The following is a 23,597-nucleotide window of genomic DNA, read 5'->3' as shown; positions in this document are numbered from 1 at the left end:
CGGCCGGGGAAGAAGTGAAGACGCGTCCACCGTGCCTCGAGCGGACGGGGCGCGGGAAGAGGGCCTAAGAGGTGCGCCCGCTCTCCAACATCTCCACCAGGGTCCTTATGAGGTCGGTCTCGGTTATGATGCCCACCAGCCTTCCTCCCTCCACCACCGGGAGGCCTCCTATCTTGTTGTCCAATATCAGGCGCGCCGCCTCCTCGAGGGGGGTGTCCGGGGTGACGGTGATGGGGTCCGGGGTCATGATGCCCCTCACCTGTATGCGGTCCAGGATATATTCCACGTAACGCCTTTCCTGCACCACGGCCGAGCTCATGTCCGCCTGGCGCACGTCCCTGTCGGTGACGATGCCCACCAGCCTGCCCTCCTCCACCACTGGAAAACGGCGCAGGCCCAGTTCCCTTATCAGCCGGCGGGCTTCCCTCAGGGTGTCATCTGGGGAAAGGGTCACGGGATCGGTGCTCATGCGTTCCCTCACCAGCATGGGGACCTCCTTGCTCCGGGTCGCCAAGGCGTGCTTTTCAACGGCAATAATTATAAACCATCCCGCCGTTGAACCCCGGGAAAGGGTTGTTTTTCCCTTCCTGATATTTCCAACGAGGACCGGTCCGGAATCCCGGGGTCAACGGGGAACGAGAGAAAAGCTGGAAATCTACACGCGGCCATCATGCGCTCAGGTCCGGACTTCCGGTGAAGGACCGTTGCATACTTCAGAAGGGCATGGCGAATCAGTGTCTGCGGCCCTCAATACACCCAACCCGGGAAGGTGCATACGTTGGCCGGCCGATCCACGCTGCGATACATTTCCACATCCTTCCAGGGCTCGCCCAGGATACCGTCGTGGATGGCCCAGCTCCTTCCGCGGACCGTTTTCTCCGCGCCCGGCATGCGGAAGGGCGTGCTCCCGTCAAGTTTGCGGAAGAGCTCCCCACCAGGGCGGAATTCCCGGTCGATCTCCTCCATCTTCTTCCTGCCCCGCACATAATTGAAGCCGTGGTGCTCGAAGATTATGGCGTCGTGGTAGGCGAGGGGCTCGGCGAGCAGCATGTCGTGGCCCATAGCGGAGACGAAACTCAGGGCCAGGGGAAGGAAATCACGCAGCATACGCAGGCCCCGCCTGACCTGTCCTGGGGCCAGACCGGCCTGCATGGCACGGATCTCCTCGGGGATGTTGCGCCGGGTTGTACCGAACTTGGTGCGGCGGCCGGCGTCGTCGATATCCGTGTTGAAACGGGGGGAACGCGGGTCGTTGACGATGAGGAAGGTCACCTCCACTTTAAAGAACGCGGTGTCCGCGATCTCCAGGAAGAAGATGCAGTCCCGGTCCCCGGGATGTTCGCGGACCTCAATGATGGCGAAACCGGCCTGGCGCGGCGCCGTGATTTTGACCACCCGCTCGCCCGCCGGGTTTGTGAAGTCCACACGGTCGATGAGGAAGAGGTCGAAGATGCGTTCCGGGATGAGCAGGGCGTATACCCTTTCCTTGACCTCCGGGTCGAGCTGGTTGAGGGCATGGATGCTGTGGTGAGGGGCGTTTCCCACCAGGGAAAGCAGGCTCTCTCCCGTCCTCTGCGCGCTGTTCAGGGGCATGGCTCCGTTCCGTCATGCATGACCGTAAGACCGCCTCGGGCGGGTACTATTATAGTGGATGCCAAGACGGTGGAGGGCAGGCGATACGGAAAATCAGCCTCCGGGAGGAGGATAATCCCCGGGGATTACCGGTAGGGCGGGAGCGCATGGATAGCGGCGCCGGAGCGGGAGCGGGGAGGGAAGGCATCGCTGGCGGATTGGCATATCCTACCATTCGGGCGGCTCCTGAATGGTATACTTTCGGAGTCCGACGGCTCAGGACGTACGGCGGGGAAGGCGGGACGAGGAGGAGAGGCGGCGGATGTGCTCCACGGAGGAGGAGAGGGACGAATACCTGGATACCCCGCGCGGGAGGGTGTGGATAAGGGCCCACTCCCGGCCCGAGTTCATCGCCTCGATGCGGCTCGACGAGGGAATGGGCATATTCGCCGCGCCCCATTATCCGCCTTCACGCGAGAAAAAGGCCCTGGAGAGGCTGGCCTCCAACCCGGAGAGCAACATCATAGTGGCCTACAACCAGGAGGGGGTCATCGTGGGTTTCGTGGCCATCGCACCTCCCAGCCCGGCGGAGAGATGGGGAAAGCTCTCCGGGAAAGGCCTGCTCGAGGCCATGGCCATCGAGGTCAGCAGGGGCTGGCGGTCCATGGGGATTGCGGACAAGATGCTCGAATGCGCCGTCAACGACGATTTCTTTTACGACAAGATCGTCATCTGCACGGGATATTCCTGGCACTGGGACCTGGAGTCCACAGGACTGAGCAAGGAGGAATACCGCCGCATGCTCCTGCGCTACCTGGAAAAGGCCGGTTTCATGTACTATGACACGGACGAACCCAACGTGAATCTTGATCCGGCCAACTTCTTCACCGCCCACATCGGTGCCGGGGTGGAGGAAAAGCTGCTCCACGAGTTCGAACGCTTGCTGTTCAAGGACCCCGGATGGGCCGATTTCCGCGGCCGACCGCGCACTATAGCGGAGGTGCTGGGCAGGAACGACCTCCTCAACGGCGGCGACGGCGCGCGGGGAGGGAGCGAGGGTGGGTGAAGGGTGCTATACTTTCATCGTGATGCGGCCATGTGCCGCAGGGGTTGAGGGAGAGAGATGCGATATCGCGGCCTGGTGATCAGGCCTCCCAGCGAGGCCGGCAGCTACATCCTGCAGGTCACCTACGGGTGTTCCCATAACGCCTGCACCTTCTGTCCTACCTATAAAGGGGTGCGTTTCAGCCCCCGTCCCCTGGAGGAGGTTGAGGAGGACATAGCCGCAGCCTCACGCCTCATCCCCTACACACGCCGCGTCTTCCTGGCCGACGGGAACGCCCTGTGCCTGCCGACAGAGGAACTGGAGAGGATACTTCGCCTGTTGCGGCAGTCCTTCCCGCGCCTGGAGAGGGTGGGGATCTACGCCAACGGCAGGGACATTAACGGAAAACCGCGGGAGGAGCTGCGCCGGCTGGCGGAAATGGGGCTGGGCATCGTCTACCTGGGCCTGGAGAGCGGCGATGACGAGGTGCTCCGAAGGGTACGCAAGCGGGACACCTGCGAGGAGATGGTCCAAGCGGTGCTCAAGGCCAAGGAATGTGGGATTCTCACCTCGGTGATCGTTCTGCTCGGGCTGGGCGGGAAGGAGGGCTCCCTGCGCCACGCGCGCCTGAGCGCCGAAGCCGTCTCCAGGATGAACCCCCACTACCTGAGCGCGCTCACCCTGATGGTTGTCCCGGGGACTCCCCTCCACGCGGAATGGGAAAGGGGGGAGTTCGAGATGCCGGATCAGAGAGGGCTCCTGGAGGAGCTGCGGGAGTTCATCTCCGCCTGCCGCCTCGAGGGCTGCGTATTCCGCACCAACCACGCTTCCAATTATTTACCATTAAAGGGTGTTCTTTCCAGGGATAGGGAGAGGCTGCTGAATACCATAGAGCGGGCCTTCCAGCGGCCGGAGATGCTCAGGCCGGAGTTCATGCGGGCGCTTTAGGCCGTCTGAGGGCGGCATGGCGCAACGGCTGTTATATTTTACCGCATGTGCTCAAGGCGGTAGTGCGGGCAAACGATACTTAAAGTGAGGCCGTGGGAGGCAAAAGAGGAGCGCGCAAGCATGAGGACGGTTGCCTACATCGAGGACGACCCGGACATGATAGACCTGGTGTCCATCATCCTCCGCAAGCACGGATACCAAGTCGCCGGGTTCACCGAGAGTAAAGATATAGCCGACAGGTTGAGGGAATTGAAGCCCGAGCTCATACTCCTGGACTTGATGATGCCCCATGCGGACGGGCTGGAGGTGTACAGGGAGATAAAGAGCCGTCGGGAGATCGCCGAGGTTCCGGTGATCATCATCTCGGCCATGAAGAGGGCGGTGGAGGAGATAGAGAAGGAGGGGGAGGTCAAGGTGGAGGCCTGCCTGGTCAAGCCCTTCACCATAGGGGAGCTCCTGGAGACCGTGAACCGGGTGATGGGAGAGCGTGGCTCGTGAGTGGCGCTACCGCTCCCGACTTGAACGCATCCGGCTGGAGCGGTAGAGAAAGGGCTTACCCCACGGCCTCCTTTTCCATGATGCCGCCCAGTTCCTGGGCCGGCGGGTTGGAGGGCACGGCTACCGGGCCCTTCATGCGTCAGTGGACCAGCACACGGGGTTGACTTGGTGGGGTGAAGGGAACAAAATGTAGAGGGTCCGACCTGGAGAAGGCCGGGCCTTTCCCGGAAGGTTGAAGTACGGAGGTGAACCAGATGACGGAGCATGACGAGGTCCTCACTACGGGAGAGAAGGCTCCGGCCGGAAAGTATTATTGCGACAAGTGCGGTTACGAGTACGAGCACAAGGACGAGGACCAGCCCCTTCCCAACTGCCCCGACGAGGGGATCTACACCATTTGGAACCCGGTACGGCTGAAGCCCCGTTTCGTGGAGAGCATCTGACCGCGGAGAGGTCTTCTCCCGTCTACCGAGCCCCTGCGGGGGCTTGTCTTTTAAGTCTCAAAACATGCCGTAAAGACGGTCTTCGGGGCTGACGGCGCCGATCGTGAACGTACCGGATAAGCCTTGAGGGGCAATGGCATGGGGGTGCCACGGAACGGCTTGCGCGTCCGCGAAGGGCTGCGGCGTGGATAGAGGGCGCCGGTATAGCCCTTCGCCCTCATCCCGCGTTGGACCAGGTGCGGTCCACGCCCATCCTCTGCAGGTAGCGGCGGTAGCGGAGCATCTTGGACAGGATGCCTGCCGCCTTTTCCGGGGCGGTGAAGATGACCGTCTCCCCGGCCTCCAGGTCGCGGAGGTTTTCCTCCCCGATGAACTGCATCTCCACGAAGACTATGGGTTTGCCGTAGGAACGCATGAGCTCCTTGGCCCGGGCGAGGAGCCTCAGGTTGCGCTCCTTTAGCTCGGTGAAGAACCTCTTCAGGGCATCCTCGCTCATCTCCATGATCAGGTTCTGGGAGACCAGGACGTTGAGGCCGATGATGGTGCCCGTCCCCAGGGAGCCGAGCACCACCACGGCGTCCACCTCCGGCGAGGCGGCCATGGCTTCCAGGATGGCCAGGTGGGTCTCCATGTAGATGTTCCCCACCAAATCCACGGGATTGCCGTGGCTCCAGAAGGGCGGAAGCAGGCTGTCGCATACTTCCATGACCTTCCGGTCCAGTTTCGCCAGGCGCAGGCCGGCCAGGGCCGTGGCGTCGGTGGCCAGTACCCCCCAGCCTCCTCCCAGGGTGATGATGCCCAGGCGGTCTCCGGCGGGGAGGGGGAGCCTCTCGAAGGACTTGGCCAGGTCCAGCATCTCCTGGGAGGTGTCCGCCCTGATGGCCCCGCACTGCCGGAAGGCCGCCTCATATACCTCGTCGGATCCGGCCAGGGAACCGGTATGGGACATGGCCGCCCTGCTCCCCTCCTCGGTGCGTCCGGACTTGATGACGATCACCGGCTTGCTCAGGCTGGTGCGGGAGACGACCTCCATGAGCCTGCGCCCGTCCTCCACCCCCTCCAGGTAGGCGAGGATGAGCGAGGTGTCGGGGTCCCTTCCGAAATAATCTATATAATCCGAGGCATGGAGGAGGGCCTCATTGCCGCTGCCCACGAACTTCCCGAAACCTATTCCCTGATTCATGGTCCACCCCAAGAGGTTGGCGCCCACGTTCCCGCTCTGGGAGACGAAGGATATCCGTCCCGGCCTGAGCTGCACGGGAGCCCCGACGGCATAGAGGTCGTGCGCGGCGTTGACCACTCCCATAGTGTTGGGCCCCACGACGGTCAACCCCTTCGCCTGCGCCACCCGGACGAGCTCCCTTTCCAGGAGTGCCCCCTCCTCTCCCACCTCGGAGAAATTGGAGGAGATGACCACCACGTGCGTGATCCCGCGGCGGGCGCATTCCTCCAGCACACCGGGTACCGTATGCGCTGGAGTGGTGATGATGGCCAGGTCGGGCACCACGGGAAGTTCGGCGACGGAGGAATAGGCGGGAAGGCCGTGGATGCTCCTCTCCCTCGGGTTGACGGGGTAGATCCTGTCCCGCGGAAAACCCCCAGCCATCAGGTTCACCAGGAGGAAAGAGCCCCACTTGGAGGGCACGTTGGACGCTCCCACCATGGCGATGTCGCGGGGTTTGAAGATCCTGTCCAGGTCCGGGTGCATGTGTGACCTCCTTTCCGAATCGTGGACGATTATAGGCCAAGGGGAGAGGGGGGACAAGGAAAAGACACGGGTCGGGGCCGTCCTCGGGGATGGCGGACAACTGGGGTTGACAAATTTTGTTCTTATGTTATATTAATGTTGAAATTGTTAAATATATATAATTTTGTTCAACATGAGTAACGAGGTGGGAGCATGAAAGAAGCACCAAAGCTGCGTTTGGACGACTTCTACTGGTGCGATGACCTGCATGTCCTGCGGGAGCTCCGCGACGCGGAGACCCTCGAGCTGCGGGGCTTCCGGGCTTACTGCGGGAGGATGAAGAAGGATATAGACGATTCCTTCTGTCATCGCTGCTTCCTGCATTGATCGAGCGGCCTCATCGCATCTCGTCCTTCAACCGGTCGGGGCGGCTCCTGCCGCCCCGACACCCCTTTCGGGGAAAAGGGGATGGAGAAGAGTGAGGGCAGGTGGGGGGATGGTCGCAGCCTGGAAGAGAGGTACACCCGACAACGTTGCCGGGGATGACTCCCGCGATGCTCGACGGGGCATCGCGGTGACTCCCTTAAGCCAGGGAGAACGAGAGGCAGGAGAGAATGATTCAAGCGCTGTGGTCATCGAAGTGAGCGAGGTGTTGCGGAAGGAAGACCGAGCGCGGGAGAAAGCCGAGCGCCGCAGGGGTTGAACGCCGAGCCAGGGACGGGTGATAATCATGTTTATGAGCGAAAGCAGCGCGAGGAACGAGAACTCGGAAAGGGTTCCCACGGGAATATCAGGGCTGGACGAGATGTTGGGGGGCGGTCTCCTCTCCAACTCCGTAGCCGTGGTCAAAGGCGCTCCGGGGACCGGTAAGAGCTGTATTGGCATGGAATATATTGCCAAAGGGATAAGGGATTACGGGGAGCCGGGCCTGATCATAACCTTCGAGGAGTTCCCGCGCCAGCTCTACCGCGACGCGTTGTCCATAGGCTTTGACCTCCGGGAGTTCGAGCGGCGGGACCAGTTGCGCACCATATTCACCACGCCCGCCGTCTTCCTGCGTGAGATCCAGCAACCGGGCGGAATCTTCGACCGCACCATCGAGGAGATCTCCGTGAAGAGGGTCTTCGTGGATTCCATGACCCAGCTGGAACGCATCACCCAGGACCCTGTGGAACTCCGGGAGATAATGTACACCTTCCTGAACGGCCTGCTCCGCTACAACATAACCGCGGTAGTGACCCAGGAGGACGCCTACATCACGGGGAACATGAGCGTTGCCGAGGCCGGGCTCTCCTATATCGTGGACACCATCATCCAACTGCGCTACGTGGAGATAAGCTCCAGCGTGGACCGGGCCATCTTCGTGCTCAAACACCGGGCGTCGGATCACGACAAGAGGATCAGGCGCATGAGCATCACCTCCCAGGGGGTGAGGGTGGAGGAGGCCTTTGAGGGGAGAGAGGGCATCCTGACCGGAAATCCCTCCGTGAGCCGCAGGGTGCGCAGGGCTGAGGAGTTCTTCAAGTGAAGCGGTTGAAGTGTACGGCTTGAAAGGTCGCAAGAGGTAATGCTCGATTTCGAGAACCTGGATCCGCAGGTCGGCGCTTTCGTGGAGGAATATATAGATTCCTTCATCAGCTGGGATCTCATACTCTTCTTCCACGAGAATCCGTACACCGTCGGCTCCCCTTCCAGCATCGCCATGAGCATCGGGCGCCTGGGCTCGGATATCGAGCCCTACCTGGAAAGGTTGGCCGACAAGGGCATCCTGGTCAGGGAGTACAGGGGCCAGGGAGGGACGGAGACCATATACGCCTATAAACCGGAGCCGGATTTCGAGAAGATGGTCATCGAGTTCAAGCGGGCGTTAAAGGACAGGGCCAGCAGGCTGATAATCGTGAGTAAGGTGCTCCAGAAGGAGGCCAGGCGCTGACGGGCCGGGGTATCGAAAGTTGATGCATCTCGAGGAGCGAAATCTTGAGAAACGGCACTCCTGATGTTAAAATAAGCACCGGTGGATCGGGCGGAAGTGGCTCAGTTGGTAGAGCATCACCTTGCCAAGGTGAGGGTCGCGGGTTCGAGTCCCGTCTTCCGCTCCAGAGAGGAAGGGTAGGCGGAAAGCCTACCCTTAATTGCGATATTGCGAGACCGGGCGGCGTGGCCAAGTGGTAAGGCAAAGGTCTGCAAAACCTTGATCACCGGTTCGAATCCGGTCGCCGCCTCCAGCACCTGAAGGGCCCGGAAGGGCCTTTTTCGTTCGTCCATCTCGGAGGCCAAGGCCACCCTCACTGCAGGCGAGCCACTCCGCCGGAAATGAAAGCTCGTCCCGGCTCGCCCCTTTTTACGGATGCATTGCCTCCGGATGAGGCCCTTCGGGAGGGTGGGGCAACCTGTCCGTGAATCGGAGCGGCGATGCGGGGCGGATAGCGTGGCTGCTTTATCGCCGTCAGGAGGCCGGGTGACGCTCCCCGGTGGAGAGAGCCGGAAAACACTCTTCCAGGCGGCGCATGCGCTCGGCCATGGTAGGCTGGGTCCGAAAGGGGCGATAGGAGGCGTAGTCCACCACCGGGTGGAAGAGAATGGCGTCCAGGTTGCGAGGGAGGAGCATGATGTCCCGCACGTCCTCGGAGGCGTGTTCCACCGCCAGGTACACGGCTTCCGGGTCGCGGAGGATGTAGGAGGCCTGAAGGTCGGCATAATATTCCCTCTCCCGGTCGAGGAAGAGGCGCATGAGGCGGTACAGGAGAAGGGACATGAGGGACGCCAGTACGGCGAAGAGAAGGGCCAGGGAAAGGGGATAGAGGAAGGCGGGAGAGGGCTTGCGTCCCGAGTTCAGTGCCGCGGTCAGGACCAGGGCCGTGAGGGGGATGGCGAGGAGGGCCGGCAGCCCCCGGTATGATGCCCTGGTGAACCACGAGGTGGAGCGGCCCAGGGAGGGCCCCGGCCCCACCAGCCGGAGGAGGACGCTCTGGATCATGGTGTCCCCGGATGTGATGTGCGCCAGCTCGTGAGCCATTACCGCTTCTCGTTCCCGTTCCGGAAGCTTCTCCGCCACCCCTCTGGTGACGAAGAGGGCATGGGAGCCGTCAGGGAGGGCAAAGGAGAAGGAGTTGATGTCCGGGTGCGGGATCTCCAAGAGGCGTACGTGGATGTCCGTCCCCGTGCCCAGCAGAGCTGCCTGTAAGGCGTTCTCCAACCTGCGGTCCACCTGTCCGGGCGGCAGCGCGGCCACCAGATTGAGGATCCACCTTCCCCCCAGGGCGAAGCGCAGGATGGCGTACAGGAGGTAGAGAAGCCAGAAGAGCAGGAGAGTGAGCCAGAAATCCGCCCTGGCAGCGAGGAGCCGGCGCACGAGGAAGACCCCGGCGGAGGAAAGCCCCATTACCAGGCAGGAGAACACGAAGAAGAGCAGGAACATGCGCCGCCTGTTGGCCTGGAGCAGCGAGAAGAAGTCCTTTGGCTGCATGCTCATCACCTTCAAAGGGATATGGTGAAGCACCGTCTCGGCCGGCCGTCCCCTCTCCGTCGATGCCGGAAAGGGAATCCGCGAGCCCCTTTGACCGGAGGGCCGTAAACCCGCACGTCGACCACGGGGATCACATGAGGACCCGACCTTATCCGGCTCCACACGGGCGCGGCTCCCTTCCGGAATGGCGCCCCTCTTTTCATCGGCGCGGGAAAGGCGTGGGTTGACCCCGGACCAGCTGCGACCCAAGACGTTCCGGCCCTTGGCATTCGGGAGAAGGAAGGAGAGCGAGTGAACCTCTGGCGGTCTGGCGGTGGCTCAAGACCGGAGCCGGCTTGCCCGATAGCATAGATCGGACGGTATCTCGACGCCCGGGGAAAGCATGCGGCTGACTGCGGAAGGAGTGAGGGAGCCCGGATTCCGGCTTCGCCAGAATGGTTTGTGACCCATAAGGAATACGCTTTCTCGCCTTGGGAAGGTTACCTGTAGAGAGCGGAATGCCCATCGTGCGGGGATTGTGGGGGCAGTTGCCAAAAAGGAATAAATACCCGAAAATAATGAAGCTGCGGGCGCGTAGCTCAGTGGGAGAGCGCTTCCTTGACGCGGAAGAGGTCGTGGGTTCAATCCCCTCCGCGCCCACCAGCCAGAAACTTCCCGGAACTGAGCGGGGTCTGGTGATAGACGGATGCTCAAGGCGCGGTGGCGAAGGACATCGCCTGCCGCGCGCCTTTTTAGGGCTTAGGGAAAGCGGAAAAGTGGAGCGGCGGAGACGTCGCCGGTATGAGATCGATGCGCCGGGCTTCAAAGGCGCCCGGTCGGTCGGAGGGAGCGGAGTGAGATGAAATGTCCGCAATGCCAGGCCGAGAACCCTGACGACGCCCAGTACTGCTACCTCTGCTACACGCGCTTCAAGGTCATGGAGAGGTCGGCGGAGGCGGAGGAGAGGGCACGGCGCTTGAGGGAGAACAACATCGGTGCGCGATTGCGCTGTCCAAGCTGCGGGGAGCTCAGCCCCGTCGAATCCCCCTTCTGCCTGCGTTGCGGCTTCGCCTTCGAGGATCCGGAGGCCCTGTTGGTGCCCGAGGAAGAGGTGCGTGAATACACGGAGAGAAGAACGTGGAAGGAGCGCCAGGAGGAGGAGGGCCTGCACTCCCAGCCCATCCGTGTGGACGGTGAGATGGACGGGGCGGAGCTCATGAGGCGGTTGGACGACATACTGAATGCCGGGTACAGGGCCCGGTTGCAGGCCAGAGGACGCCAGAGCATAGCCCATGCCCTCAAGGTCCTGGCCCTCCTGGGTGAAGAGTGGGAAGGGAAGGGAAAGGAGATAACCCTCCGGGTGCGCATGCTGGGGGAGCAGATAGTGAAGGACCTCGAGGACCTGGATTTGGAGATAGAGGCCGAACTGGTGGATATCAAGGGAGGCGCGGGTTGAAGGTAAGGTTCGGCGGAACGGAATACCACGTGGAGGAGGGGACCACGGTACTGGACTTCCTGGTTCGCACGGTGGGGATGGACGAGGACAGCGCCGTCGCCGCCCGGCTGAACGGGGAAATCGTGGACCTCTCCCGTCCGTTGGAGGAGGGTTCACTGGAGCTGGTCACCTGGGATGACGAGGAGGGAAAGGAGATATACCGGCACACCGCCTCCCATGTCATGGCCCAGGCGGTCATGGAGCTCTTTCCGGGGACCAAACTGGCCGTTGGCCCGGCCATAAAGGACGGGTTCTATTATGATTTCGACCTCCGGGAACCCATAACCCCCGAGGACCTGCCGCGCATCGAACAGCGCATGGCGGACATAGTGGAACGCGACCTGCCGCTGCGTAGGGAGGTCCGCTCCCGGGCGGAGGCCGTGGAGCTCTTCCGTAGCCTGGGCCAGGACTACAAGGTGGAGCTGCTGGAGGAGATCCCCGAAGAGGAGGTGACCCTCTACCGCCAGGGGGATTTCGTGGACCTCTGCCGCGGTCCCCATCTCCCATCCACCGGCCGGTTGCGGCACTTCAGGCTCCTCAGCCTGGCCGGGGCCTACTGGCGTGGCGACGAGACGCGGCCCATGCTCCAGCGCATCTACGGGACGGCCTTCCGGCAGGAGGAGGAACTGGCCGCCTACCTGGATTTCCTGAGAGAGGCGGAAAGGAGGGACCACCGCAGGCTGGGGAGGGAGCTGGACCTCTTCAGCTTCCACGAGGAAGCGGGTCCGGGGGTGGTCTTCTACCATCCGCGCGGAGCGGTCCTACGGGGCATAATAGAAGATTTCCTCAAGGAGGAACACCGCAAGAGGGGGTACCAGATGGTCATCACTCCCCATCTGTTCCGCGGCCGCCTCTGGCACGAGTCCGGACACATGGACTACTACCGGGAGAACATGTACGTCTTCGAGAAGGAGGGCGTGGAATACGTGGTCAAGCCCATGAACTGTCCCGGGCACGTGCTGATATACAAGACCCGTCCCCGCTCCTACCGGGAATTGCCCCTGAAGTTCTTCGAGCTGGGGACGGTATACCGCCATGAGAGGTCCGGGGTTCTGCACGGCCTCATGCGGGTCCGGGGCTTCACCCAAGACGACGCGCACATCTTCTGCCGCGAGGACCAGCTGCGGGAGCAGGTGGAGGAGTGCCTGGAGTTCGCCTTTCACTCCCTGCGTACCTTCGGTTTCCGCGACTTCGAGGTCTATTTGAGCACCCGTCCGGAGAAGTCGGTGGGGAGCGACGAGCTGTGGGAGAAAGCCACCTCCGCACTGCGGGACTCCCTGCAGGAGATGGGCATCCCCTTCCAGGTGGACCCCGGGGAGGGCGTCTTCTACGGGCCCAAGATCGACGTGAAGCTCAAGGACGCCATCGGGAGGTCATGGCAAGGGCCCACGGTGCAGGCGGACTTCAACCTCCCGGAAAGGTTCGACCTCCATTACACGGGGCAGGACAACCGCCCCCACCGTCCCGTGGTCATCCACCGCGTGGTTCTGGCCGGGATAGAGAGGTTTTACGGCGTGCTCCTGGAGCATTACGCCGGCGAGCTGCCCCCCTGGCTGGCGCCGGTGCAGGTGGTGGTGGTCCCCATCGCCGACCGGCACCTGGAGTACGCCCGGAGGGTGCGGGACGTCCTGGCGGCGGAGGGCCTCCGGGTGGAGGTCGACGAGGACCGGGAGACGGTGAGCATGAAGGTGAGGAGGGCTCAACTGCTGAAGATACCCTTCACCCTGGTGGTGGGGGACCGCGAGGTGGAGGGGGAGACGGTGAGCGTCCGCGACCGGGCGGGCCGTGACGTGCGGGGAGTGCCCCTGCGCGAGTTCCTGGACCGGCTGAAGGCGATGGTCGAAGGGCGAGCCGAGACCGGGGAGTGGGTGGAGTGATGGAACGCCTGTGGAGGCCATGGCGCATGCAGTACATCCGCATGGCCCAGGAGGACCGGGAGGGGGAGTGCATCTTCTGCACCAAGCCGAGGGAGGGCGACGACCGCTCTTCCCTCATCCTGCACCGCGGGGAGAGATGCTTCATTATCATGAACCTCTTTCCCTACAACACAGGCCACCTGATGGTGAGCCCTTACCGGCACGTGGGGGAGCTGGAGCGCCTGGAGCCCGCGGAGATGGAGGAGCTGATGCGCCTCACCGTGCTGGCCGTGGAAACCATAAAGGAGGCCATGCAACCCCAGGGTTTCAACCTGGGGATGAACCTGGGCAAGGTCTCCGGGGCGGGATACGACGAACACCTGCACATGCACGTGGTCCCCAGGTGGCAGGGGGACACCAACTTCATGCCCGTGGTGGCTGGGGCCAAGGTGATGCCCGAGTCTTTGGAGGAAAATTATTCCAGATTAAGGGAGGCGCTGGAGCGCCTGCTGCGCAGGGAGGAGTAGGCCGCGTAACCGCTCATCTCCGCTGTCCCGAGAAGGTACGTCGCTACATCTACACCACCAACCAGCTGGAGAGGAACTGAAAGGAAGTAAAAAGGCGAACCAAGACCATCGAGCCTTCTCCTCGGAGCAAAGTCTCCTCTCCGTTCTTTACCTCATCTTAAAGAATGAGAACGAGAGGCGCGGCCAGAGGAGGCTTCGTGGCTTTGCGAAACCGAAGCTGGAGGAGGAAGGCTAAATGGTGGATACAAATCTCTTGACGCCATCTTTTTCAAGACTGAAGTTGTAGGAGGGAGGCTTGAGGGTGGACATGAATTTCTTGGCGCCATCTCAGGGGTTTCCGGAACCCAGGATGGAAGCCGTAATGGGATGAGGGCTGGTATTCGGGCACCATCGTCTTGGCGCTGTCCTCGCCCACGTCGGGAGGAGGTTCTGGAGCCGGTGGATACCACCGCCGGTGTGCAGCGGTTGGGCCAGCCCCTGATGCGGGGTGGGATTAAACCGCTTTGGAGGGGATGAAAGCCTTCACGGGCACCGGGATGTGAGCAGGATGTCCCCTGTGCGGCGCCGTGGAGGCGGGCGATACGGCCGGACTCGCGAAGGGTGGGCTTCTGTCCGGCGGCCGGTGCCCTGCAGCCACTATCTCTTCTATCTCTTGCCCTTGAGAGACCGAACCGAGGCGCCTATTCTTTCTTCTCCCGCTCCTGCTTGGCGGCCTCGATGATCTTGGCCGCTATGTGCGAGGGGACTTCCTCGTAATGGGACAGCTCCATGCGGAAGGTGCCCCGCCCGCCGGTTATGGAGCGCAGGTCGATGGAGTAGCGGAGCATCTCCGCCAGGGGAACCTGTGCCCGCACGCGCTGGAGCCCGCCCACGGCCTCCATGCCCAGGATGCGCCCCCGTTTGGCGTTGAGGTCGCCCATGACGTCTCCCATGAAGGCCTCGGGGACCAGTATCTCCACGTTCATGATGGGCTCCAGGAGAAAGGGGTCGGCCTCGGCCATGGCGTTCTTCAGGGCCAGGGAGCCGGCTATCTGGAAGGAGATGTCCGAGGAGTCCACGGGGTGATACTTTCCGTCGTACACCGTGGCCCGCAGGTCCACGATGGGGTATCCGGCCAGGTACCCCTCCTCCATGGCTTTGCGGATGCCCTTCTCAACCGAGGGGATAAACTGCTTGGGGATCACGCCCCCCACAATCTTGTCCACGAACTCGAAGCCCTTGCCTCTCTCCAGTGGCTCTATCTCCACCCAGGCGATGCCGAACTGGCCGTGCCCGCCGGTCTGTTTCTTGTGTTTTCCCTCCGCCCGGGCCGTCTTTCGTATGGTCTCCTTGTAGGGGACACGGGGGAGTTCCGTCCTCACGTTGACCCCGAACTTGCGGGACATGCGCTCCATCATGATGTCCAGGTGCATCTCCCCCATGCCGGAGATGATGGTCTGCTTGACCTCCGTGTCCCGGTGAACGGTCAGGGTGGGGTCCTCTTCGGCCAGGCGGGCGAGGGCCGTGGAGAGCTTGTCCTCGTCCCCCTTGCTCAGGGGCTCCACGGCCAGGGACATGATGGGCTCCGGGAACTCGATGGGGGGCAGCAGGATGGGATTCTCCTTGTCACAAAGGGTGTCTCCCGTGGAGGTGTCGGAGAGTTTGGCCACACCGCCTATGTCCCCGGCGGGCAATTCTTTCACCGGTATCTGGGTCTTTCCACGCACCACGAAGACCTGTCCCACTCTCTCCTCCCTGTCGCGCGAGGCGTTGTACACCGTGCTGTCGGACCTCAGGGTGCCCGAGAAGACACGGAAGTAGGAGAGCCGTCCCACGTAGGGGTCGGAGATGGTGTTGAAGACCAGCGCCGCCAGGGGCGCGTCCTCGCGAGCGGGGAAAGAGAGCTCCTCCCCTCCACCCCTGCGGGTACCGCGCACCTCCTGAAGGCGGAGCGGCGAGGGAAGGGTGTTGACCATGGCTGCGGTCAGGAGGTCTACGGCGACGTTGCGCGTGGCGCTCCCGCAGAGGACCGGGACCAGGGTCCCCTCCGAGACCCCCGAGAGAAGGGCGTCGAGCACCTCCTTCTCGTCGAGCTCCTCGCCCTCCAGGTATTTCTCCATCAGCGCGTCGCTGGCCTCCGCCGCTCCCTCTATGACCTTCTCCCGGGCCGCCTGCACCTGCTCGGCCATCTCCGAAGGTATCTCCGTCTCCTCCGCTTTCCCGCCCTCGCCGTAGACGAAGGCCTTATTGGCGATGAGGTCCACCACTCCACGGAACTGGTGTTCCTCTCCTATGGGCAGCTGGAAGGGGACCACGCGGGAACCGTAGAGCTCCGTCAGCTGGTCGAGGCAGCGCTGGAAGCTGGCGTTCTCCCGGTCCATCTTGTTCACGAACACGATGCGGGGGTATCCGTATTCGTCGGCCATCTTCCAGATTATCTCCGTCTGTACCTCCACCCCGGCCACGGCGGAGATGACGAAGACGGCCCCGTCGATGACCCTCAGGGTGGAGACCACCTCGCCGATGAAATCGGCGAAGCCCGGGGTGTCGATGAGGTTTATTTTGTGCCCCCTCCATTCGAAGGTCAGGGGAGTGGCCTTTACGGATATCCCGCGCTTCTGTTCATCGGGGTCGAAATCGCTCACCGTGTTGCCCTCGTCCACCTTGCCCAGGCGCTTGATCACCCCGGCGTTGTAGAGGACGGCCTCGGCGAGCGAGGTCTTCCCGGAGTCGTTGTGGCCGAAGAGGCCCACGTTGCGGATCTTTTCCGTCGCGTACTTTTCCATGCCTATCCCTGTCCTTTTCGCTCGGTCCCGTTCTTAACCCTAAATATTATAAGCGCGCCTCCGGCCCTAAGCTACAGCATGGATGGAAAACCCCGCCCAAAACGCATCCGGATGGAAAACGCTATGGGGGAAGGCCACGACCACGCACGCGCCTTCGCCCCTGAGCTACGGCATGGAAGGAGAACCCCGCCTCGAAGCGCCGCTCGACGCGGGATTTCGAGAGTGGGCCTATATTGTTGACCCACAGGGAGTATGATATAATTCGCCCAGAAACGAGAGCGGAAGCCGAGGTGGGCAAGCGCCCACTTTTTGTTTGGCGAGAGGGGTCGTGATGCACGCTTCGCCCTTCGAGGAGATGGAGGAGAGGCTGGAGGGGATCATCGAACCGTGCCTCGAGGGCAGTGGCGTGAGGTTGATCTCCGTCTTCGTGGAAAGGAGGGGGCGGCGCCTGGTGGTGACCGTCTGCCTGGACCGTGAGGGCGGCATAGACGTGGACACCTGCGCGGAGATGAGCGAGCTCATAGGGCGGTACCTGGACGTGGAGGACGTCATCCAGGAGAGCTACAACCTGGAGGTGGAATCGCCGGGCCTGCAGAGGGTGCTGCGCAAGCCGAGGGAGTTCCGAAGCTTCCGCGGCCGGGAGGTGGAACTACTGCTCAGGCAGTCCTTCGAGGGGAGGCAGAAGCTACGCGGACTGCTTCTCGATGCCGACGAGGAAGGCATAACCGTGAAGGTGGAAGACGAGGAGCTGGTATTCCCCTACCAGGCGCTCAAGAGGACGAGGCTCTACTTTGAGCCTCCCTGGTGATGGTGCTCCGCCAGGGGGAGTGGATGCCGATGAACCACGATTGGCTTGAAGCCCTGCGGCAGATAGAGAGGGAAAAGGGCATCGACGCCGAGCTGATCATCCAGGCTCTGGAAGCTGCCCTCCTTTCGGCCTACAAGAAGAACTATCCCCATTCCGAAGACGCCAGGGTGGAGGTCAACCGGGAGACGGGAAGCATCCACGTCTTCGCCCGCCGTGAGGACGAGGAAACGGGGGAGGTTCGCGATGTGGAGGTGACCCCCCGGGACTTCGGCCGCATCGCCGCTCAGACGGCCAAGCAGGTCATACTGCAACGCATACGTGAGGCGGAGCGGGATCTGGTCTACGAGGAGTATCAGGAGAAGGTGGGGGATATCGTCACCGGCATAGTCCAGCAGTCCGAACAGCGCTACACTCTCGTGGACCTCGGAAAGGTGGAGGCCCTCCTCCCCCACTCGGAACAGATGCCCGGGGAGAGGTACCGCCACGGGATGAGGATTAAGGTTTATGTAGTGGAGGTGAGGCGCTCGAGCAAGGGGCCGCAGATCATCGTCTCACGTACCCACCCCGGGCTCCTGAAGCGCCTCTTCGAGATGGAGGTCCCGGAGATAGCCGACGGGTACGTGGAGATAAAGGCGGTGGCCAGAGAACCCGGACATCGCTCCAAGATAGCCGTGATGTCCAACGACCGCAACGTGGACCCCGTAGGGGCCTGCGTGGGAGCCAGAGGTTCCCGGGTGCGCACGGTGGTGAACGAACTGAGGGGCGAGAAGGTGGACATCGTCCCCTGGAGCCCGAAGCCGGAGGAATTCGTGGCCCACGCCTTGAGCCCGGCCACGGTGAAGAAGGTCATCTACCATCCCGAAGAACAGATGTGCGAAGTCATCGTCCCCGACAGCCAGCTTTCACTGGCCATCGGCCGAGAGGGACAGAACGCCCGCCTGGCGGCGAAGCTGACCGGCTGGCGCATCGACATCCGTAGCGAATCCCAGGCGGGCGAGGGAGAGGAGGCCTTCGTAGCACAGGCGGGAAAGCCGAGCGAGGCCTGGAGGGCATCCGGCGCCGAGGAGGAGTCGGAGGGGCCGGAAGAGACCACGGGATCCGTAGAATCGTCGGGGCCGGGACAGACGACGGAACCAGCAGGGGTGGGTGAAGAGCCTGCGGAACCGGCAACGGAAGCGGGGGATTCGGGGACCACCGAGGAAGGGTGAGGAAGCATGCCGCTCTTGGTTTATGATATATCTGTGGCCGTCAAGAGATCTTGGCCAACAACTGCCGCGTGACGGAGTACATCCGGCCGGGAAGGAAGGGTCATGGCGGGGAAAAGGGTTCACCAACTGGCCAAAGAACTGGGTATCACCAGCAAGGAGCTCCTGGAGGTCCTCCAGTCCATGGGGCAGGACATCCAGAACCCGCTTTCCGCCGTGAACGAGGAGTTGGAGAAGGCGGTCACGGAGAAGGTCAAGGGCAAGAAAGCCGCCACCCCACGGAAGAGGGCCCCGGCGAAGGCTCCCGCGGCGAAGGCGGAGGCGAAAGAGGAGAAGGCAGACAAAGGACCGCGGAAAGAGGGAAAGCCGGCGACAAAGGCCGCACCCACCCCGGCCGCCCGTTCGGGGAGGAAGGAGAAGGCCTCTCCAACCTCCGCGGAGGGGACCGCGGTGAAGGAAGCGGAGCCGGGGAAGCCCACGGCTGCAGAGGCAAAGGAGGAGGAAGCTCCTCAAGCCGTTACTTCCGGCACGAGAGCCGCGGAAGCCGTACCCCAGGCCAAGCCCCAAGCCTCGGTGGGAGAGGGGCAGGAGGTCCGCCGGGAGACCCGCCCGCGAGCCGTACCGCCTAAGGAGAGGCGCGAGGTCCCGAGCAGCAGGGGAAGGCCGGAGGCGGCACCCGCAAGACATCACCCGGTCCGTGAGAGGGAAAAGGCGGCCCGAGAGAGGGCGGCACGGGAGCCGATCACCAAGCCCATGCGCAAGGCTCTCCGCGTCCCCTCGGGCATAACGGTCAAGGAGTTCGCGCAGAGGGTGGGGAAGAGGCCGATAGAGATAGTCCGACTCCTGGCCGGCCTGGGAGAGAGGTTGGACTTCGACCACCCCATCCCTGACGATTACCTGCAGTTGCTGGCGGTGGAACTGGGGATAGAGCTGGAGATAAAGACCAGGATGACCGAGGAGATAACCCTTGAGGAGGACGCACCGGAATCACTGCGCCCCCGCCCCCCCGTGGTCACGGTGATGGGGCACGTGGATCACGGGAAGACCTCCCTTCTGGACGCCATCCGTAAGACTAACGTCACCGATCGCGAGATGGGCGGCATCACGCAGCACATCGGCGCCTCGGTGGTGGAGTATCAGGGACAGAGGATCACCTTCATCGACACGCCGGGCCACGAGTCCTTCACCGCCTTGCGGGCCAGGGGGGCCAAGGTTACCGACCTCGCTGTACTGGTGGTGGCCGCCGACGACGGGGTCATGCCCCAGACCATCGAGGCCATAGACCATGCCCGGGCGGCCGGGGTGCCCATAATGGTGGCGGTGAACAAGATCGACAAGCCGGAGGCCAACCCCACCCGAGTACGGCAGCAGCTGACGGAGTTCAACCTGGTGCCGGAGGAATGGGGAGGGGATACGGTGTTCGTGGACGTCTCGGCAAAGGAGGGGACCAACCTTGACCACCTGCTGGAGATGATCCTCCTCCTGGGCGAGATCCACGACCTGCGTGCCAATCCGGACGCCGCGGCCAGGGGATACATCATCGAGGCCCGCCTGGAAAAGGGGAGGGGCCCGGTGGCCACCTTGCTGGTGAAGAGGGGTACCTTGAGGCGGGGGGACGCCCTGGTGGCAGGAAAGGCCTACGGGAGAGCCCGGGCCCTACTCGACGACCGGGGCAGGACCGTGGACCATGCCGGGCCCTCCATGCCCGTGGAGGTCCTGGGCTTGAACACCGTGCCCGAGGCCGGCGACGAGTTCGTCGTGGTGGAGGACGAGAAGAAGGCCCGAGCCCTCGTGGAGGCCAGGCTGGCCAGGGAAAGGGCCGAGGGAGAGCGACGGCCGGCCCGCACGCTCACCCTGGAGGACCTCTTCCGCCAGATCCAGGAAGGGGAGGCCCAGGAGTTCAACCTGATAATCAAGGGGGACACCCAGGGCTCCGTGGAGGCGGTCCGCGACTCGGTCCTCAAGCTGAAGGTGGGGGACATAGCGGTCAAGATCATCCATGCCGGCGTGGGAGCCATAAACGAGAACGACGTCATGCTGGCCAAGGCCTCCGGGGCGGTGATACTGGGTTTCAACGTGCGCCCCGATTCCAAGACCCAGGAGATGGCGGAGAGGGAACGGGTGGAGATCCGTACCTACCGGGTCATCTACCAGCTCCTGGAGGACATGGAGGCGGCTCTTCGAGGCATGCTCAAGCCGGAATACGAGGAGGTAAGGACGGGCCTCCTAGAGGTCAGGGCCACCTTCCGTATACCCCGTCAGGGAACGGTGGCCGGAGCCCTGGTCAAGGAGGGGGAGATCACCCGCAACTCGAGGGTGCGCCTGGTGAGGGACGGAACCATAATCTACGAGGGGGGCGTCGCTTCCCTCCGGCGCTTCAAGGACGACGTGAGGTCGGTGTCCGCGGGCTACGAATGCGGCGTGGGCCTGGAGAACTTCCAGGACATCAAGGAGGGAGACATAATAGAGGTAATCGAGGTGCGGGAAAAACCGCCGGAAGAGGGGGCGTCGGTTTCCTGAGGAGGTCGCCGCCGTGTACGTGGGGGCGCTTAGGATGGAACTTTACCTGCCGGAGTGTCGCAGCCTCAAGGAGAAGAGGCAGGTGGTTAAGAGCATCATCGACCGCACCCGGAGCCGTTTCAACGTGGCCGTGGCGGAGGTGGACAAGCACGACCTGTGGCAGGTGTGCAGTCTGGGTATAACCTGCGTGAGCAACAGCGAGTACAGCGCCAGGGAGACCCTGAGCCGCGTGGATCGTGCCGTCCGTTCCCTGGGCAAGGCCGAGGTCCTGGATTCCCCGATCACCATCTTCACTCCCTGAACGCCGTCCAGCGAAGAGAGAGCATGAGGCGGCGGGATCGGTCCATGAGGTGAAAGCCGTGATACCCGAGCGCATGAAGAGGGTGAACGAGGCTTGCAAGGAGGCCCTGGGGGAGATACTCCAGGCGGAACTCAAGGACCCCCGTGTGGGATTCGTCACCGTGACCAAGGTGGAGGTCTCGCCGGACCTGCGTGTGGCCAGGGTGTGGTTGAGCTTCCTGGGCCCGGACGAGGAATCGGAGGCTTCCCTGCAGGCCCTGACGAAGGCCAGAGGTTTCCTGCGCCGTGAGCTGGGAAAGCGAGTTCGCCTGAGGTATACTCCAGAGCTGGTCCTGCAGCGGGACCGTGGGGCGGAGACCAGCCAGAAGGTTCAGACCATAATCCGCCACCTCCAGGAGGAGGGCGACGCCGGGAAGCCGGAGGAGGAGACCGGCGGGGAGTTTGTGGACTGATGTAAGTTGAGGAGCCCGCTTCCCGGCCAGATAGGCGCGGCGGGGGAGTGAGGAGGGGAGGCGGGTTCCGGGTCTGCAACGACGGGGAATGGTAATTGTGGCCGACAAGCCTGATGCGCGAGGGCGCACCGTGAGGGAGGAAGACCTGCAGGCCGCCGTCCGGGCGGTGGAGAAAAGCACGGTGGTCTGCCTCTCATCGCATGTGAACCCCGACGGGGACGCGCTGGGTTCCCTGCTGGGGCTGACGCTGGCCCTCTCAGCCCAGGGAAAGGCGGTCTATGCGGCCCTTCCCCGGCCCGAGCAGTTCCCTCCGCAATACCACTTCCTTCCCGGGCGCGAGATGCTGCGCGACCCCGAGGAAATCCCGGAGGGAGCGGACCTCTTCATAGCCCTGGATTGCAGCAATGCGGAACGGCTGGAAGGGCTGAGACCCAAGGCCGAGGGGGCCCGCTTCCTGGTGAACGTGGATCACCACGAGGACAACAACCTCTTCGGGCACCTGGACCTGGTGGATCCGGGAGCCTCCTCCACGTCCGAGCTTGTCTACCGCCTCCTGCGTGCGGGGGGGTGGGAGTCGACGCCCGAGGTGGCCACCTGCCTCTACACGGGGCTGGTGACCGATACCGGGCGATTCCAACACCGCAACACCAGCCCGGAGGCGCTGGCGGTGGCCTCGGAGCTGGCCGCCGCAGGAGCGGACTTGGCCCTGATATCCAGGGAGGTCTATGAGAGCCAGTCCCTTTCCTATACACGCCTTGTAGGTCGAGCCCTGGAGAGGGCTGAGGTGCTCGAGGACCTCGGCTTGGTGTTCAGTTACATAACCCAGCGCGATCTCCGGGAGACGGGAGCTTCCCTCCCGGAGACGGAGGACCTCATAGACCACCTCCGCACGGTGAGGGGGACCAGGGTAGCCGCGATCCTCAAGGAGCTCGAGGATGGGAAGGTCAGGGTCAGCCTGCGCTCCCGCGACGGGGCGGAGGTAGGGCCCGTAGCCAGGGCGCTGGGAGGCGGAGGGCACGCCAACGCCGCCGGTTACACCTCCGACCTGGACATCGAGGGGAGCCTGGCCCGTCTGCTTGAGGTCCTGCGAAGAGGCCGCCATGGCTGAAAGGAGCGTCGACGGCCTGGTTCTCCTGGACAAACCGCCGGGTCCCACATCCCACGACCTGGTCCAGGAGGTGAAAAAGAGGTTGGGGGCAGGCAAGGCGGGCCACGCCGGGACGCTCGATCCCCAAGCCTCCGGGCTCATGGTGGTGCTCACAGGGAGGGCCACACGTCTGGCGCCCTTCGTCCCCGGCGATCCCAAGGTGTACGAGGGAACGGTGATCCTCGGGTTGGAGACCGAGACCCTGGACCTGGAGGGAAAGGTAACCTCCCGGAGCGCCTTCCGGGGGAGCGAGGAGGAGGTCCGCCGGGCGGTGCGTTCCCTCGTGGGGAGCTTTGACCAGGAACCCCCCCGTTTCTCGGCGGTGAAACATCGCGGAAAACCACTGTATTATTATGCCCGGAGGGGGGAGGAAGTCCCCCGCAAGCCGAGGCGGGTAGAGGTCTATGAGTCGGAGTTGCTGGCCTTCCGCCCCGGCGAGGGGGAGGTGGACTTCAGGGTGAGCTGCTCCCCCGGGACCTACGTCAGGGAGCTGGCCCAAAGGCTGGGAAAGAGCTTGGGATGCGGAGGGACGCTGGCGCGCCTGAGGAGGCTGGCCTCCGGCCCTTTCCGCATCGAGGAAGCGCTGACCCTCGAGGAGCTCTCCCTCCGGGTGGAAAGAGGGGAGCCCGGACTGCTCAGCCCCCTGGAGGCCCTGAGGGGCTTGGGGGTGGCGGAACTGCGGCAGGATGGTATACGGGCGGCACGTCACGGTGCCCCCCTCATGCCGGAGATGCTGGAGGAGTGGAAAGAGTGGACGGAGGGAGAGTTCCTGGCTGTGACCTGGAAGGGCGAGCTGGTGGGGGTCTACGAGGTCGAGGGGAAGCCGATGCGGTTGCGCCCGATGCGCCTCATGGTCTGACGGATAAGGGATGCTCGCTTCGGTC

22 protein-coding genes and 3 tRNA genes are annotated in these 23,597 nt (G+C 63.2%); 20 read left to right on the top strand and 5 right to left on the bottom strand.

Annotation, left to right across the window (positions count from 1 at the left end; translation table 11 throughout):
* Nucleotides 1-64: 64 nt before the first annotated feature.
* Both H7007_RS10190 and H7007_RS10185 read right to left on the bottom strand, forming a co-directional pair.
* On the bottom strand, nt 65-487 hold the full coding sequence (locus H7007_RS10190; protein ID WP_287155144.1) for a CBS domain-containing protein: 423 nt from the start codon (nt 485-487) through the stop codon (nt 65-67).
* A gap of 260 nt (nt 488-747) precedes the next feature.
* A complete protein-coding gene (locus H7007_RS10185) occupies nt 748-1,593 on the bottom strand; it encodes a hypothetical protein (RefSeq protein ID WP_287155143.1) in 846 nt (281 codons plus the stop codon).
* Between the two features lie 301 nt (nt 1,594-1,894).
* On the opposite strand from H7007_RS10185, the gene H7007_RS10180 reads away from it, so the two are divergent.
* The 4 genes from H7007_RS10180 to H7007_RS10165 all read left to right on the top strand — a co-directional run bounded on the left by H7007_RS10180 (nt 1,895) and on the right by H7007_RS10165 (nt 4,506).
* Complete coding sequence (locus tag H7007_RS10180) at nt 1,895-2,638, top strand: GNAT family N-acetyltransferase (protein ID WP_287155142.1); 744 nt, start codon at nt 1,895-1,897, stop codon at nt 2,636-2,638.
* A 57-nt stretch (nt 2,639-2,695) separates the two neighbouring features.
* Nucleotides 2,696-3,565, top strand: a complete 870-nt coding sequence (locus H7007_RS10175) for a radical SAM protein (RefSeq protein WP_287155141.1) — start codon at nt 2,696-2,698, stop codon at nt 3,563-3,565.
* 120 nt (nt 3,566-3,685) lie between these two features.
* A complete protein-coding gene (locus H7007_RS10170) occupies nt 3,686-4,063 on the top strand; it encodes a response regulator transcription factor (RefSeq protein WP_287155140.1) in 378 nt (125 codons plus the stop codon).
* 254 nt (nt 4,064-4,317) lie between these two features.
* The gene (locus H7007_RS10165) at nt 4,318-4,506 is read left to right on the top strand and encodes a zinc ribbon-containing protein (RefSeq protein ID WP_287155139.1); all 189 of its coding nucleotides are present in this window, start codon (nt 4,318-4,320) and stop codon (nt 4,504-4,506) included.
* Between the two features lie 217 nt (nt 4,507-4,723).
* Here the strand turns inward: H7007_RS10165 and H7007_RS10160 are convergent, their stop codons facing one another.
* The gene (locus H7007_RS10160; RefSeq protein WP_287155138.1) at nt 4,724-6,214 is read right to left on the bottom strand and encodes an acetate--CoA ligase family protein; all 1,491 of its coding nucleotides are present in this window, start codon (nt 6,212-6,214) and stop codon (nt 4,724-4,726) included.
* A 192-nt stretch (nt 6,215-6,406) separates the two neighbouring features.
* On the opposite strand from H7007_RS10160, the gene H7007_RS10155 reads away from it, so the two are divergent.
* From H7007_RS10155 to H7007_RS10135, 5 genes are all read left to right on the top strand, one after another.
* The gene (locus H7007_RS10155) at nt 6,407-6,580 is read left to right on the top strand and encodes a hypothetical protein (RefSeq protein WP_287155137.1); all 174 of its coding nucleotides are present in this window, start codon (nt 6,407-6,409) and stop codon (nt 6,578-6,580) included.
* Nucleotides 6,581-6,923: 343 nt separating this feature from the next.
* Nucleotides 6,924-7,721, top strand: coding sequence for an RAD55 family ATPase (locus tag H7007_RS10150; protein ID WP_287155136.1), 798 nt, complete (start codon nt 6,924-6,926; stop codon nt 7,719-7,721).
* A gap of 39 nt (nt 7,722-7,760) precedes the next feature.
* Nucleotides 7,761-8,126, top strand: a complete 366-nt coding sequence (locus H7007_RS10145) for a hypothetical protein (protein ID WP_287155135.1) — start codon at nt 7,761-7,763, stop codon at nt 8,124-8,126.
* A gap of 90 nt (nt 8,127-8,216) precedes the next feature.
* A tRNA-Gly gene (locus tag H7007_RS10140) sits at nt 8,217-8,292 on the top strand.
* Between the two features lie 52 nt (nt 8,293-8,344).
* Nucleotides 8,345-8,418 (top strand) — tRNA-Cys (locus H7007_RS10135).
* A 221-nt stretch (nt 8,419-8,639) separates the two neighbouring features.
* Here the strand turns inward: H7007_RS10135 and H7007_RS10130 are convergent.
* Nucleotides 8,640-9,665: a M48 family metallopeptidase gene (locus tag H7007_RS10130; protein WP_287155134.1), complete on the bottom strand. Its 1,026-nt coding sequence runs from the start codon at nt 9,663-9,665 to the stop codon at nt 8,640-8,642.
* Between the two features lie 561 nt (nt 9,666-10,226).
* Here H7007_RS10130 and H7007_RS10125 point away from each other — a divergent pair.
* From H7007_RS10125 to H7007_RS10110, 4 genes are all read left to right on the top strand, one after another.
* A tRNA-Val gene (locus H7007_RS10125) sits at nt 10,227-10,301 on the top strand.
* Between the two features lie 196 nt (nt 10,302-10,497).
* Entirely contained in the window at nt 10,498-11,094 is a 597-nt protein-coding gene (locus tag H7007_RS10120; protein WP_287155133.1) for a zinc ribbon domain-containing protein, read from the top strand.
* The gene (gene thrS / locus H7007_RS10115) at nt 11,091-13,010 is read left to right on the top strand and encodes a threonine--tRNA ligase (protein ID WP_287155132.1); all 1,920 of its coding nucleotides are present in this window, start codon (nt 11,091-11,093) and stop codon (nt 13,008-13,010) included. Before H7007_RS10120 ends, thrS begins: the two co-directional genes overlap by 4 nt.
* The gene (locus H7007_RS10110) at nt 13,010-13,516 is read left to right on the top strand and encodes an HIT family protein (RefSeq protein ID WP_287155131.1); all 507 of its coding nucleotides are present in this window, start codon (nt 13,010-13,012) and stop codon (nt 13,514-13,516) included. Before thrS ends, H7007_RS10110 begins: the two co-directional genes overlap by 1 nt.
* 680 nt (nt 13,517-14,196) lie before the next feature.
* Here the strand turns inward: H7007_RS10110 and fusA are convergent.
* On the bottom strand, nt 14,197-16,281 hold the full coding sequence (gene fusA, locus H7007_RS10105; protein ID WP_287155130.1) for an elongation factor G: 2,085 nt from the start codon (nt 16,279-16,281) through the stop codon (nt 14,197-14,199).
* A gap of 331 nt (nt 16,282-16,612) precedes the next feature.
* On the opposite strand from fusA, the gene rimP reads away from it, so the two are divergent.
* From rimP to truB, 7 genes are all read left to right on the top strand, one after another.
* A complete protein-coding gene (gene rimP, locus H7007_RS10100; RefSeq protein ID WP_287155129.1) occupies nt 16,613-17,089 on the top strand; it encodes a ribosome maturation factor RimP in 477 nt (158 codons plus the stop codon).
* 29 nt (nt 17,090-17,118) lie between these two features.
* Nucleotides 17,119-18,297 (top strand): transcription termination factor NusA, encoded by a 1,179-nt coding sequence (gene nusA / locus H7007_RS10095; RefSeq protein ID WP_287155128.1) that lies wholly within the window; start codon nt 17,119-17,121, stop codon nt 18,295-18,297.
* Nucleotides 18,298-18,399: 102 nt separating this feature from the next.
* Nucleotides 18,400-20,814, top strand: a complete 2,415-nt coding sequence (gene infB, locus H7007_RS10090; protein WP_287155127.1) for a translation initiation factor IF-2 — start codon at nt 18,400-18,402, stop codon at nt 20,812-20,814.
* 13 nt (nt 20,815-20,827) lie between these two features.
* Nucleotides 20,828-21,115: a DUF503 domain-containing protein gene (locus H7007_RS10085; protein WP_350340643.1), complete on the top strand. Its 288-nt coding sequence runs from the start codon at nt 20,828-20,830 to the stop codon at nt 21,113-21,115.
* Nucleotides 21,116-21,173: 58 nt separating this feature from the next.
* Entirely contained in the window at nt 21,174-21,566 is a 393-nt protein-coding gene (gene rbfA / locus H7007_RS10080) for a 30S ribosome-binding factor RbfA (protein WP_287155126.1), read from the top strand.
* Nucleotides 21,567-21,663: 97 nt separating this feature from the next.
* Nucleotides 21,664-22,674 (top strand): DHH family phosphoesterase, encoded by a 1,011-nt coding sequence (locus H7007_RS10075; protein WP_287155125.1) that lies wholly within the window; start codon nt 21,664-21,666, stop codon nt 22,672-22,674.
* Nucleotides 22,667-23,572 carry a tRNA pseudouridine(55) synthase TruB gene (gene truB / locus H7007_RS10070; protein WP_287155123.1) on the top strand — a complete coding sequence of 302 codons (906 nt, stop codon included), beginning with the start codon at nt 22,667-22,669 and terminating at the stop codon, nt 23,570-23,572. The genes H7007_RS10075 and truB overlap by 8 nt, the downstream gene beginning before the upstream one ends.
* The last annotated feature ends 25 nt before the right edge of the window (nt 23,573-23,597 follow it).

Origin of the sequence: Candidatus Solincola tengchongensis (genome assembly GCF_015711935.1) — a bacterium.
GTDB classification, from domain to species: domain Bacteria; phylum Actinomycetota; class Geothermincolia; order Geothermincolales; family RBG-13-55-18; genus Solincola_A; species Solincola_A tengchongensis.
Note: the sequence above shows the minus strand (reverse complement) of the source record. Positions and strands in the feature narration are given on the sequence as shown.

Bases quoted from the DNA above. Each gene is read 5' to 3' on its own strand.
- H7007_RS10190 (WP_287155144.1), bottom strand. From the start codon at position 487: ATGCTGGTGAGGGAACGCATGAGCACCGATCCCGTGACCCTTTCCCCA.
- H7007_RS10185 (WP_287155143.1), bottom strand. From the start codon at position 1,593: ATGCCCCTGAACAGCGCGCAGAGGACGGGAGAGAGCCTGCTTTCCCTG.
- H7007_RS10180 (WP_287155142.1), top strand. From the start codon at position 1,895: ATGTGCTCCACGGAGGAGGAGAGGGACGAATACCTGGATACCCCGCGC.
- H7007_RS10175 (WP_287155141.1), top strand. From the start codon at position 2,696: ATGCGATATCGCGGCCTGGTGATCAGGCCTCCCAGCGAGGCCGGCAGC.
- H7007_RS10170 (WP_287155140.1), top strand. From the start codon at position 3,686: ATGAGGACGGTTGCCTACATCGAGGACGACCCGGACATGATAGACCTG.
- H7007_RS10165 (WP_287155139.1), top strand. From the start codon at position 4,318: ATGACGGAGCATGACGAGGTCCTCACTACGGGAGAGAAGGCTCCGGCC.
- H7007_RS10160 (WP_287155138.1), bottom strand. From the start codon at position 6,214: ATGCACCCGGACCTGGACAGGATCTTCAAACCCCGCGACATCGCCATG.
- H7007_RS10155 (WP_287155137.1), top strand. From the start codon at position 6,407: ATGAAAGAAGCACCAAAGCTGCGTTTGGACGACTTCTACTGGTGCGAT.
- H7007_RS10150 (WP_287155136.1), top strand. From the start codon at position 6,924: ATGTTTATGAGCGAAAGCAGCGCGAGGAACGAGAACTCGGAAAGGGTT.
- H7007_RS10145 (WP_287155135.1), top strand. From the start codon at position 7,761: ATGCTCGATTTCGAGAACCTGGATCCGCAGGTCGGCGCTTTCGTGGAG.
- H7007_RS10130 (WP_287155134.1), bottom strand. From the start codon at position 9,665: ATGAGCATGCAGCCAAAGGACTTCTTCTCGCTGCTCCAGGCCAACAGG.
- H7007_RS10120 (WP_287155133.1), top strand. From the start codon at position 10,498: ATGAAATGTCCGCAATGCCAGGCCGAGAACCCTGACGACGCCCAGTAC.
- H7007_RS10110 (WP_287155131.1), top strand. From the start codon at position 13,010: ATGGAACGCCTGTGGAGGCCATGGCGCATGCAGTACATCCGCATGGCC.
- fusA (WP_287155130.1), bottom strand. From the start codon at position 16,281: ATGGAAAAGTACGCGACGGAAAAGATCCGCAACGTGGGCCTCTTCGGC.
- rimP (WP_287155129.1), top strand. From the start codon at position 16,613: ATGCACGCTTCGCCCTTCGAGGAGATGGAGGAGAGGCTGGAGGGGATC.
- nusA (WP_287155128.1), top strand. From the start codon at position 17,119: ATGAACCACGATTGGCTTGAAGCCCTGCGGCAGATAGAGAGGGAAAAG.
- infB (WP_287155127.1), top strand. From the start codon at position 18,400: ATGGCGGGGAAAAGGGTTCACCAACTGGCCAAAGAACTGGGTATCACC.
- truB (WP_287155123.1), top strand. From the start codon at position 22,667: ATGGCTGAAAGGAGCGTCGACGGCCTGGTTCTCCTGGACAAACCGCCG.